Genomic DNA, 11,477 nt, shown 5'->3' on the forward strand with positions numbered 1-11,477 from the left:
ACAACCTCATTCTGGCACACTGATGCCGTAGGGGGCCGTCCACCCCATCACCCCAAGATTGGGTTTGACGAAGAACGATGACCAGAATGCCCCATTGATGGGCCGCGGAGTATGGGTCCTGGCTTTCGCCAGGACGACGATGGAAGGCGGAGCTGCTGCTTCGGCCCACAGAAGAGATTTGAAATGACCCAACCCCGCGCCTTCAGCCATATCGACACCTGGGTGTTCGACCTCGACAACACGCTGTATCCGCATCACGTCAATCTGTGGCAGCAGGTCGATACGCGGATCGGCGAGTTCGTGTGCAACTGGCTGCATGTCGGTCCGGCGGAAGCGCGCAAGATCCAGAAGGATTATTACCAGCGCTTCGGCACCACCATGCGCGGGATGATGACCCTGCATGGCGTGCGTGCCGACGATTATCTCGCTTATGTGCACAAGATCGACCATTCGCCTCTGGAGCCGAACCCGGCGCTGGGCGCGGCCATCGCACAACTGCCGGGGCGAAAACTGATCCTGACCAACGGCTCGGTCGATCATGTCGACGCGGTGCTGGCGCGACTCGGCCTCGCCACGCATTTCGACGGTGTCTTCGACATCATCGCTGCCGAATTCGAGCCCAAGCCCGCGGCGCAGACCTATCGGAAATTTCTCGATCTGCATGCCGTCGATGCAACCAAGGCCGCCATGTTCGAGGACCTCGCCCGCAACCTCACCGTCCCGCATCAGCTCGGCATGACCACGGTGCTGGTGGTGCCCGACGGCACCAAGGACGTGGTGCGCGAGGATTGGGAACTGGAGGGCCGCGATGCGGCCTATGTCGACCACGTCACGGATGATCTGGCGGGGTTCTTGGGCGGGCTGTCGCACCCCAACTAGCCGTCAAACCCCGCGAAGGCGGGATATCCAGTCATCACTGCCATCTCGAGTCATCACAACCGTCGCGGCGTACTGGATCACCCGCTCCAGCGCGCAATGCGGGTGATGACACCGAACCAAGCTTGACTCCGTCCCCCCAAATCCCGAAAAAGCGCCCTAATCCATCAAAATTCCCGATACGAAGAGGAAATTCCGATGTCCCTGTCCGCCCTGGAATCCACCATCAACAGCGCTTTCGAGGCGCGTGACGGCATCTCGACCTCGACCAAGGGCGAAGTCCGCGAGGCCGTGAACCAGTCGCTCGAGATTCTGGACAAGGGCGAGGCGCGCGTTGCCGAGCGGGGGGCCGACGGCAAGTGGAAGGTGAACCAGTGGCTGAAGAAGGCCGTGCTGCTGTCCTTCCGCCTCAACGACATGGACGTCATTCCCGGCGGGCCGGGCCAGGCCAACTGGTGGGACAAGGTGCCCTCGAAGTTCGAAGGCTGGGGCCCCAACCGTTTTCGCGAAGCCGGCTTTCGCGCCGTGCCGGGCGCGGTGGTGCGCCGTTCGGCCTTCATCGCCAGGAACGTCGTGCTGATGCCGTCCTTCGTCAATCTCGGCGCTTACGTCGATGAGAGCACCATGGTCGACACCTGGGCCACGGTCGGCTCCTGCGCGCAGATCGGCAAGCGCGTGCACATCTCCGGCGGCGCCGGCATCGGCGGCGTGCTCGAGCCGCTGCAGGCCGAGCCCGTGATCATCGAGGACGATTGCTTCGTCGGCGCGCGCAGCGAGGTCGCCGAGGGCGTCATCGTGCGCAAGGGCGCCGTGCTGGCGATGGGCGTATTCCTGGGCGCCTCGACCAAGATCGTCGACCGCGAGACCGGCGAGATCTTCATGGGCGAGGTGCCCGAGTATTCCGTCGTGGTGCCCGGCGCGCTGCCCGGCAAGCCGATGAAGAACGGCCAGATCGGCCCCAGCACCGCCTGCGCCGTGATCGTCAAGCGCGTCGACGAGCGCACGCGGTCGAAGACCAGCATCAACGAGCTGCTGCGGGATTGATCCTCATCTACAAGATGTAATCCGTCACCCTGAGGTGGCCGCCTCTTCGGCGGCCCTCGAAGGGCGACGGCCCGGCTGGTAGCTGCATCCCGGCCGTTCATCCTTCGAGGCTCCCGGCGCGATGCTTTTGCATCGCGCCACTCGCACCTCGGGATGACGGGACTGCGAGCGGGATCGAACCCACCATTCCTCCCTCGCGACCAATCTCCGGGCGCCTTCGCCCGGAGCCGTTCGCATGAGTTGGACCTGGTATCTCTTCCGCTTCGACGGCCGGATCGGCCGGGCCGGGTTCTGGTGCAGCCTGATCTTTGTCCTGGTCGGCCTGATCCTGCTGCTCTTCATCTGCGCGGGCCTCATGTTCGCGTTCACCGGCAAGGTTGGACCGTTCGAACTGAACGCGGACGACGTCTTCAAGATCGTCGATCCCACGGCCTATCGATGGTCGCTGCTGGACCATCTGCCGCTGCTGCTGCTCAAGCTGGTAGCGTCAGTGCTGATGCTCTGGATCTATCTCGCGATCGTGGTAAAGCGCCTGCATGACCGCGACAAGAGCGCCTGGTGGCTGTTCGCCTATTTCGTGCTGCCGGGCCTCTACAAGCAGTTCGAGGAGCGCCTTCCGGACAGCTATTGGGTGTTGCCGCTCGCGCTGGCGAGCGCCATCCTGACCCTCGCGGCTTTTGTCGAGACCGGCTTCCTGCGCGGCACCAGAGGACCGAACCGGTTCGGTCCCGACCCGGAGGCCGAGCACGTCTCCACCTCCCCTGCGAAAAGCTGGGACCAGAGCCGCGAGCTTGAATTCGTGCCGCCCAACGCTAGCCCACCCGGCGGCATGCATGTTAAGCGGGGCTCATGACCGATGCCCTGTCCATTGCCCGCGACCTCATCCGCTGCCCCTCGGTAACCCCTGAAGATGCCGGCGCGCTCGGCGTGCTTGAAAAGGCGCTGAGCGCAGCAGGCTTCACTTGCCACCGCGTGACCTTCAGCGAGAACGGCACCGCCGACGTCGACAATCTCTTTGCGCGGATCGGTACCGAGGGCCCGCACATCACCTTCGCCGGCCATACCGACGTGGTACCACCCGGCGACGAGAGCGCCTGGAGCGTCGGCGCGTTCTCGGGCGAGGTGAAGGACGGTTTTCTGCACGGCCGCGGCGCGGTCGACATGAAGGGCGGCATCGCCTGCTCAGTGGCGGCCGTGCTGGAGCATCTCGCCGCGAACGGCGGCAAGGCACGCGCGGACGGAAAGGGTTCGATCTCGTTCCTGATCACCGGCGACGAGGAAGACGTCTCCATCAACGGCACCATCAAGCTGTTGAAGTGGGCGGCGGAGCGCGGCGAAATATTCGATCATTGCGTGCTCGGCGAGCCCTCCAATGTCGAGACGCTCGGGGACACCATCAAGGTCGGCCGCCGCGGCTCGCAGTCGGGCACGCTGTATGTCGATGGCGTGCAGGGCCATGTCGCCTATCCGCACCGCGCCGCCAATCCGGTGCCGGATATTTCGCGCCTGATCGTCGCGATCTCGGACGAACCGCTCGATCACGGCAGCGCGCAGTTCCAGGCCTCCAATCTCGAATTCGTCTCCGTCGACGTCGGCAACAAGGCCTTCAACGTCATCCCTGGCGAGGCCCGCGCCAGGTTCAACATCCGCTACAACGATAACCATACACAGGCATCCTTGCGCGAGCTGGTCGAGACGCGCCTCGCCAAGGCCTGCGGCAACCGCATCAAAGCCCGCATCGTCTGGGAGCCGTCAAACTCCAACGTGTTCGTCACCAAGCCCGGCTCGTTCACTGATCTCGCGGTATCTGCAATCGAAGAGGTAACGGGCCGCAAGCCGGAGCTGTCGACCTCAGGCGGCACGTCGGACGCGCGCTTCATCTCGAGCTATTGCCCGGTGATCGAGTTCGGCCTGGTCGGCCAGACCATGCACCAGGTCAACGAGCGCGTGCCGGTGACGGATCTGGAGAAGCTGACGCAGGTTTATCGCGGGATCTTGACGCGGTATTTTGGGTGACTTCTCCCTGCCCCGTTCTCACGGGGAGAGGGTCGGGGTGAGGGGCCGCCTCCGCAAACTCGATGGCAATGGACTCGCGGAGAGTCCCCCTCACCCGGAATTTGCTTTCGCAAATTCCGGCCTCTCCCCGCAAGCGGGGAGAGGCGAAGAGTCAATAATCCACCTTCATCAGATACAGCCCCTCCGGCGGCGCGACGATGCCGCAGGCGGCGCGGTTGCGCGCCGCGAGCGCTGCGGAGAGATCGTCAGCGGTCCAGCGCCCCTCGCCGACCCAGACCAGCGAACCCACCATCGAGCGCACCTGGCTGTGCAGGAACGAGCGCGCCGAGGTGAGGATGATGATCTCGCGGCCGTCGCGCAGCACGTCGAGCTGATCGAGGGTTTTCTCCGGCGACTTCGCCTGGCACTCGGTGTCGCGAAACGTCGTGAAATCGTGCTTGCCGAGCAGGCGCTGCGCGGCCGCATGCATCGCCTCGGGATCGAGCCGGCGCGGCACGCGCCAGGCATGGCCGGCGTCGAGCGCGAGATTGGCGCGGGTGTTGATGACGCGGTAGCGGTAGTGGCGCTTGATGGCCGAGAAGCGCGCCTCGAAATTATCGGGCACGATCTCGGCCTCCAGCACCGCGATCGGATGCGGGCGGAGATGCGCATTCAGCCCGTCGCGAAAACGGCCGGGCGGAAACTGCTTCTCGATATCGACATGCGCGACCTGGCCGCGCGCGTGCACGCCGGCATCGGTGCGGCCGGCGCCATGCACGCGCAAATCAGCACCGGTCATCGCCTTCACCGCCGCTTCCAGCGCGCCCTGCACCGACGGCAGCGTGTCCTGGATCTGCCAGCCGAAGAACGGCGCGCCGTCATATTCGATGGTGAGCTTGTAGCGGGGCATCAGGCGAGTCGAGCGGGGGGCTTCAACGGCACGCCGCGCAAAAAGTCTGCCGCCTGCATCCGGCCCTTGCCCTCGCGCTGGAGTTCGAGGATGCGGATCGCGTCCTTGCCGCAGGCGATCGTGAGGTGATCGTCCAGCACTGCGCCCGGCTCGCCGGAGCCTTTGGCGAGCTCGCAGCGTAGAATCTTCACGCGCGCATTTTCGCTGACGCCTGAGAGCTCGGCCCAGGCGCCGGGAAACGGCGACAGGCCGTGGATATGGCGCAGCACCGCACGCGCAGGCTTGCTCCAATCGATCCGCGCCTCGGCCTTGTCGATCTTGGCCGCGTAGGTGACGCCGTCCTCGCTCTGCTTCTTCAGCTGCAGCCCGCCGCGGTCGAGCGCGGCCATCGCGCGCACCATCAGATCGGCACCGAGGCGCGAGAGCCGATCGTGCAGGTCGAGTGCGGTCATGTTGTCAGTAATGGCAAGGCGCTCGGCCATGGCGACGTCGCCGGTATCCAAGCCGACATCCATCTTCATCACCATGACGCCGCTCTCGGCATCGCCGGCCATGATCGCCCGGTTGATGGGCGCTGCGCCGCGCCAGCGCGGCAGCAGCGAAGCGTGCAGATTGTAGCAGCCGAGCTTCGGCGCATCGAGGATCGCCTGCGGCAGGATCATGCCATAGGCAACGACGACGGCCGCATCGGCCTCGAACGCGCTGAATTCGGCAAGCGCCTCCGGCGTCTTCAACGTCTTCGGCGTCAGCACGGGCACGCCGAGCTTTCGCGCGGCTTCCTCAACCGGCGTCGGCTGCATCTGCAGCCCGCGCCGCCCGCCCGGCTTCGGCGCGCGGGTGTAGACGGCCACGATCTCGTGGCCATGCGCGACCAGCTCGAGCAGCGTCGGCACGGAGAAATCAGGCGTACCCATGAAGATCAGGCGGAGGGGCATCGGAAAGAAACCTGTGAGGGACGCGATCCACTGACGTCATTCCGGGGCGGCTCGAAGAGCCGAACCCGGAATCTCGAGATTCCGGGTTCGATGCTGCGCATCGCCCCGGAATGACGGGTAACTTACTCCGCGCGCTTGGCGGCTTTCTCGAACTTCTTGATCACGCGGTCGCGCTTGAGTTTCGACAGATAGTCGACGAACAGCACGCCGTTGAGATGATCGATCTCGTGCTGGATGCAGGTGGCGTAGAGGCCTTCGGCGTCCTCCTCGTGCACCTTGCCGTCCAAATCGGTGAAGCGCACACGCACCTTCGCAGGTCTCTCGACTTCCTCATAATATTCGGGGATCGAGAGGCAGCCTTCCTCGTACACCGACAGCTCGTCGGACGAGGCGATGATCGCCGGATTGATGAAGACGCGCGGCTCCGGCTTGGTCTCGCCGTCCGGGTTGGGTTTGGCGAGGTCCATGGTGATGAGCCGCACCGGCTGCGCGATCTGGATCGCGGCGAGGCCAATACCGGGCGCGTCGTACATGGTCTCGAACATGTCGTCGGCAAGCTTGCGGATCTCCGACGTAACCTTCTCGATCGGCTTGGAGACCAGACGCAGCTGCTTGTCGGGCAGGATGATGATTTCTCTGAGGGCCATGGCGGGCGATTTAAGCTGCGCGCGACAAGCGGTCAATGCGGCTGGGAACGCGTTAACCCTCCGCTAACCATAAAACTTAAGCCTTTGGTAACCATAAAAATGAGGGGGCCGTTAGCTCCATCGTTCTCTCTTCGTTCGCGCAGCCTCGCGAATCGGCTAGAAGGGGCGGCATGAACGAGATCATTTTCATGCTGGGCGACTGGCCGGTGCGCGGGATCGATGCGCTGATCGGCTTCGGCGCCCTCGTCCTCATCCTGCTGGTGGTGATTGCCGTCGTGATTGCGAGATCAGGCCGGCGCGGCGCGGAACTCGCGATGGCGAATGCGATCCGGGCCGACGAGCTGGAGGAGCGCCTCGCCCAGGTGCTGCATGCCCAGAGCGAGGCCGCGGGCCGGGCCGACGCCATGAGCCAGGCGCTGGCCGGCCGCCAGGCCGAGATGGCGCGGGCGGTCAACGAGCGGCTGGATTCGGTGACCCACCGGGTCGGCCAGTCCATGGAACATTCGACCCGCAACACCATGGAGAGCCTGCGCGCGCTGCACGAGCGGCTCGGCATCATCGACAGCGCGCACAAGAACCTCACCGACCTCACCACGCAGGTGACGACCTTGCGCGACGTGCTCGCCAACAAGCAGTCGCGCGGTGCCTTCGGCCAGGCGCGGATGGAGGCGATCGTCCAGGACGGCCTGCCGAAGGGTTCGTACGAATTCCAGTTCACGCTCTCGACCGGAAAACGGCCCGACTGCGTGGTGTTCCTGCCCGACCAGCGCCCGCTCTGCATCGACGCGAAGTTTCCCCTGGAAGCGATGACCGCGCTGCACGACGCCCGCACCGACGAGGAGAAGCGCGCCGCCACGCAGCGGCTGCGCGCCGACGTGATGAAGCATGTCAGCGACATCGCGGAAAAATACCTGGTCACCGGCGAGACCCAGGAGATGGCGCTGATGTTCGTGCCGTCGGAATCGGTCTACGCCGAGATCCATGACGGCTTCGACGATGTGATCCAGAAGGCCTATCGCGCCCGCGTCGTGCTGGTGTCGCCCTCGCTGCTGATGCTGGCCATTCAGGTGATGCAGCAGATCATGAAGGACGCGCGCATGCGCGATGCTGCGGACCAGATCCAGACCGAAGTGATCAAGCTCGGCGACGACCTCGGCCGCCTGCGCGACCGCGTGCTGAAATTGCAGAAGCACTTTGCCGACGCCAATGAAGACGTCCGCCAGATCCTGATCTCCGCCGACAAGATCGAGAAGCGCGCCGGGCGGATCGAGGAGCTTGATTTCAGCAAGAGCGATGCGCCGGAAGGCCCGCGGCTGGTGGCGACGGGTGCAGGCGAGCTGTTTCCGAGGAAGCTGCAAGCTGGGGAGTGACGTTTTTACCTCTCCCCGCTTGCGGGGAGAGGTCGAATTCGATCGCAGATCGAATTCGGGTGAGGGGGTACAGGTCTCGCGGCCACCTCCCGTGCGGAGAGAGGCCCCTCACCCCAACCCTCTCCCCGTAAGAACGGGGAGAGGGAGAAGAGGCAGCGCCTCCAGAATCTGCTAACACCTCACCATGACCGCACCCGACGCGACCTCGCCCGCTGCGCCCCCCGCCCCCGCAACCTCCTGGCGCGACAGTCTGGCCGTTTACCTGCAGCCGCGGGTGCTGATCGTGCTGTTCCTTGGTTTCTCCTCGGGGCTACCGTTGGCGCTGTCGGGCTCGACGCTGCTGGTGTGGATGCGGGAGGCCGGCGTTGACCTCAAGACCATCGGGCTGTTCGCGCTGGTCGGCACGCCCTATACGCTAAAATTCCTGTGGGCGCCGCTGGTGGATGCGCTGCATGTGCCGCTGTTCACGCAAGCCTTCGGGCGGCGGCGCGGCTGGCTGCTGTTCTCGCAGATCCTGCTGATCGTCTCGATCGTGCTGCTGGCGCTGACCGACCCGGCGAGTTCGCCGTTCTATGTCGCGCTCGGCGCGCTCTTGGTGGCGACGACATCGTCGACGCAGGACATTGTGGTCGATGCCTTCCGCGTCGAGAGCCTGCCCGAGAGCGAGCAGGCCGCCGGCATGGCGGCTTACGTCGCGGCCTATCGCATCGGCATGCTGATCTCGACCGCGGGCGCACTGTTCATCGTCTCCGGCTTCGAGGGCACCGGCATCCCGCGAGCATCGGCCTGGATGTGGGGCTATGTGGTGATGGCGGCGATGGTGCTGATCGGCACGATCACGGCGCTGGTTGCGACCGAGCCCGAGCAGTCGGTGCGGGCGGAAGCAGTGACACACGACGAGCCTGCATTCGCCCGCGTGCTGCACGCGGCGATCGGTGCGTTCTCCGAATTCCTGTCGCGCAAGGACGCACTCGCGGCGCTCGCCTTCGTGGTGCTGTTCAAGTTCACCGACGCGTTCTCCGGCACCATGACGGCGCCGTTCGTGATCGACCTCGGCTTCACCCGCAACGATTATGCGGCGATCGTGAAGGGCGTGGGCCTCGCTGCGACGCTGATCGGCGGCTTTGCCGGCGGCTTCGTTGCGCGGCGTTATTCGCTGGCAAGTTCGCTCTGGATCGGCGGCGTGATGCAGGCGCTGGCCAACCTCACCTTCTCGTGGCTTGCCTTGGTCGGCACCAATCAATGGGCGCTCGCGCTCGCGATCTGCGCCGAGAATTTCACCAGCGCGGTCGGCACCGTGATCTTCGTCGCCTATCTCTCCGCGCTGTGCCAGAATCCGCTGCACACGGCGACCCAATATGCGCTGCTTACCGCGCTCGCGGCGGTGGGACGGACCTATCTCTCGTCAGGCGCAGGCTTCGTCGCCAGCGCAACCGGCTGGCCGATGTTCTTCGTGATCTGCGTGCTGGTGGCGATTCCGAGCCTGGTGCTGCTGACCTGGCTGCAGAAGCGTGGGCATTTCGAGGCGCTCGGGCCTGTCAGGGTTTAGAGCCCGGTGTCATGCCCCGCGAAGGCGGGGCATCCATTATTCCAGAGACAGCTGTAATGAGCCGAGAAGCCCCGGCGTACTGGATCGCTCGCCTTCGCGGGCGATGACTTTGAAATTGGAGAAGCACCTCGCCTGCCGCTCCTACTTCTTCACCAAACTCCACTTCGTCACCACGGCCTCGCTCATCTGGCCGGGATCGCTGGCGCAGGCGACCTCGTCGACCTTGACCGAGATCTCCTTGCCGACGAAGGATTTCAGCTGCGAGGCCTGCGCGTCGCTGGAGGTGACGAGCTGGAACGTCTCAGGCCCGGTCTCGAGATCGCACAGGCCGTTCGGCGCCGGCAGGCGGCGCGGCTCGGAGGTGATCTGGTACATCGCGACACGCTTGCCGGCGTTCTTGACGTCGCGAATCTTCATGGCGTTCAGCTCGCCCGACAGCACCTCGCCGGCGCTGATCGGCCTGCCGGGCTTCGACGGTGGCGGCGCGCCATCGTCCTGCTGCGCGGCGGCGATGGCCGGGGTCACCAGCAGCAGCATCGTCGCGACCAAAGCCGATCGTGTGGCGAATCGTTTCGTCATGTCGTCCGTTCCGTAAGTCTGGATGGAGATTCTCGTTTTGACGCGTTTTCTTCACGCGAACCGATATCCACTTCGCTCGAAAACGCTCTAGAACAGAGTCCGCTGCCGCATGGCGGCTGATAGCGTGCCTTCATCGAGATAATCAAGCTCGCCACCGACGGGCACACCATGCGCCAGCCGGGTGACTTTGACGTTGGCGTCCTGAAGCAGGTCGGTGATGTAATGCGCGGTGGTCTGGCCGTCGACAGTCGCATTCAGCGCAAGAATGATCTCGTGCACCTCCGCCGCGTGGGCGCGCGCGACCAGCGCATCGATGGAGAGGTCCTGCGGGCCGACGCCGTCGAGCGGCGACAGGGTCGCGCCCAGCACGTGATAGCGACCTTGCGTCGCGTTGGCCCGCTCCAGCGCCCAGAGATCGGCGACATCGGCGACGACGACGATGATGGCGGGATCGCGCTTCGGATCGGTGCAGACCGTGCAGGGATTTTGCGTGTCAATGTTGCCGCAGGTCTTGCAGACCTGGACCTTGTCGAGCGCGACCTGCAAGGCTGACGACAGCGGCATCATCAGCGCTTCGCGCTTCTTGATCAGATGCAGCGCCGCACGCCGCGCGGAACGCGGGCCCAAACCCGGCAGCCGTGCGAGAAGCTGGACCAGCCGCTCGATTTCGGGACCTGCAACCGCGCCCATGTTACTGGCCGAACAGCCCCGGCGGCAGGCCGAGCCCGCCGGTCAGCGACTGCATCTTCTCCTGCATCGCGGTCTCCGCCTTGCGGCGGGCATCGCCGAGCGCGGTGACGAGCAGATCCTCCAGCACCTCGCGCTCCTCAGCCTTCATCAGCGAGGGATCTATCTTGATGCCCTTGACGTCCATCTTCGCAGTCATGCGCACGGCGACGAGACCGCCGCCGGAGATGCCCTCGACCTCCACGTTGGCGAGAGATTCCTGCATCTCCTGCATCTTGGATTGCAGCTGCGCCGCCTGCTTCATCATGCCGAGAAAATCAGCCATGAGTTCTTGTCCTCAACCGCGTGTTCGTCCTTGGAAAGCTGGCTCAGAGATCGTCGTCGGTGTCGGAACCGTCGAGCGGATCGTCAGAGCCGTAGTCGGCGTTATCATTGGATTCCGGCGTCTCGGGGGCAAGCCTGCGGACCTCGACGACCTTTGCACCGGGGAAGCGCGACAGCACCTCCTGGACGCGCGGATCGGCTTCAGCGCTGCGCGCATGTTCCTGCTTGGCGGCCTGGTTCACGGAACGCAGCGTCGGCTGGCCCTGCTCGTTGGACACGATCACCGTCCAGCGGCGGCCGGTCCACAGCTCGAACTTTTTCGCAAGTTCGGTGATCATGGTCTTGGAGGCGTTCGGCTCGAGTGCGATTTCGAGCCGCCCCTCCTCGAAACGGACGAGGCGCATGTCGCCTTCCAGCGCCGCCTTGGTCATGACGTCGCGCTTCTGACTGGCAAGCGCGACGAGCTGGGTGAAGCTGGTGACACGCAGCTGCGGTGTCGCGCCTTGCGGATCCGGCGCCGGCGCCGCCATCTGCGGCCGGGCCCCGCCGCCGAACGCCGAC

The 11,477-nt window shown here is 65.0% G+C and carries 12 protein-coding genes and 1 pseudogene; 6 read left to right on the forward strand and 7 right to left on the reverse strand.

Annotated elements, in window-relative coordinates; translation table 11 throughout:
- Positions 1-183 precede the first annotated feature (183 nt).
- From Q0687_RS29690 to dapE, 4 genes are all read left to right on the forward strand, one after another.
- Entirely contained in the window at positions 184-879 is a 696-nt protein-coding gene (locus tag Q0687_RS29690; RefSeq protein WP_298884995.1) for a pyrimidine 5'-nucleotidase, read from the forward strand.
- A 195-nt stretch (positions 880-1,074) separates the two neighbouring features.
- Positions 1,075-1,920, forward strand: a complete 846-nt coding sequence (gene dapD / locus Q0687_RS29695; RefSeq protein ID WP_298884996.1) for a 2,3,4,5-tetrahydropyridine-2,6-dicarboxylate N-succinyltransferase — start codon at positions 1,075-1,077, stop codon at positions 1,918-1,920.
- 235 nt (positions 1,921-2,155) lie between these two features.
- Positions 2,156-2,773: a DUF805 domain-containing protein gene (locus Q0687_RS29700; RefSeq protein WP_298884997.1), complete on the forward strand. Its 618-nt coding sequence runs from the start codon at positions 2,156-2,158 to the stop codon at positions 2,771-2,773.
- Complete coding sequence (dapE, locus tag Q0687_RS29705) at positions 2,770-3,936, forward strand: succinyl-diaminopimelate desuccinylase (RefSeq protein WP_298884998.1); 1,167 nt, start codon at positions 2,770-2,772, stop codon at positions 3,934-3,936. The genes Q0687_RS29700 and dapE overlap by 4 nt, the downstream gene beginning before the upstream one ends.
- Positions 3,937-4,087: 151 nt before the next feature.
- On the opposite strand, the gene truA is transcribed toward dapE, so the two are convergent.
- The 3 genes from truA to def form a co-directional block, all read right to left on the reverse strand.
- Entirely contained in the window at positions 4,088-4,825 is a 738-nt protein-coding gene (gene truA, locus Q0687_RS29710; protein WP_298884999.1) for a tRNA pseudouridine(38-40) synthase TruA, read from the reverse strand.
- Positions 4,825-5,760: a methionyl-tRNA formyltransferase gene (gene fmt, locus Q0687_RS29715; protein WP_298885000.1), complete on the reverse strand. Its 936-nt coding sequence runs from the start codon at positions 5,758-5,760 to the stop codon at positions 4,825-4,827. The genes truA and fmt overlap by 1 nt, the downstream gene beginning before the upstream one ends.
- Before the next feature lie 122 nt (positions 5,761-5,882).
- Positions 5,883-6,407: a peptide deformylase gene (gene def / locus Q0687_RS29720; protein WP_298885001.1), complete on the reverse strand. Its 525-nt coding sequence runs from the start codon at positions 6,405-6,407 to the stop codon at positions 5,883-5,885.
- A 170-nt stretch (positions 6,408-6,577) separates the two neighbouring features.
- Here def and rmuC point away from each other — a divergent pair, with 170 nt between their 5' ends.
- The gene (gene rmuC, locus Q0687_RS29725; RefSeq protein WP_298885002.1) at positions 6,578-7,777 is read left to right on the forward strand and encodes a DNA recombination protein RmuC; all 1,200 of its coding nucleotides are present in this window, start codon (positions 6,578-6,580) and stop codon (positions 7,775-7,777) included.
- A 184-nt stretch (positions 7,778-7,961) separates the two neighbouring features.
- Positions 7,962-9,326 (forward strand): MFS transporter, encoded by a 1,365-nt coding sequence (locus Q0687_RS29730; protein WP_298885003.1) that lies wholly within the window; start codon positions 7,962-7,964, stop codon positions 9,324-9,326.
- A 141-nt stretch (positions 9,327-9,467) separates the two neighbouring features.
- On the opposite strand, the gene Q0687_RS29735 is transcribed toward Q0687_RS29730, so the two are convergent.
- The 4 genes and pseudogenes from Q0687_RS29735 to Q0687_RS29750 all read right to left on the reverse strand — a co-directional run.
- Positions 9,468-9,905 (reverse strand): hypothetical protein, encoded by a 438-nt coding sequence (locus tag Q0687_RS29735; RefSeq protein ID WP_298885004.1) that lies wholly within the window; start codon positions 9,903-9,905, stop codon positions 9,468-9,470.
- A gap of 87 nt (positions 9,906-9,992) precedes the next feature.
- Positions 9,993-10,595: a recombination mediator RecR gene (gene recR / locus Q0687_RS29740; RefSeq protein ID WP_298885005.1), complete on the reverse strand. Its 603-nt coding sequence runs from the start codon at positions 10,593-10,595 to the stop codon at positions 9,993-9,995.
- 1 nt (position 10,596) lies between these two features.
- Positions 10,597-10,917, reverse strand: a complete 321-nt coding sequence (locus Q0687_RS29745; protein WP_092226848.1) for a YbaB/EbfC family nucleoid-associated protein — start codon at positions 10,915-10,917, stop codon at positions 10,597-10,599.
- A 43-nt stretch (positions 10,918-10,960) separates the two neighbouring features.
- Positions 10,961-11,477, reverse strand: a pseudogene (locus Q0687_RS29750) (DNA polymerase III subunit gamma/tau); the annotation flags it as partial.

Source organism: uncultured Bradyrhizobium sp., from assembly GCF_936928535.1.
GTDB lineage: Bacteria > Pseudomonadota > Alphaproteobacteria > Rhizobiales > Xanthobacteraceae > Bradyrhizobium.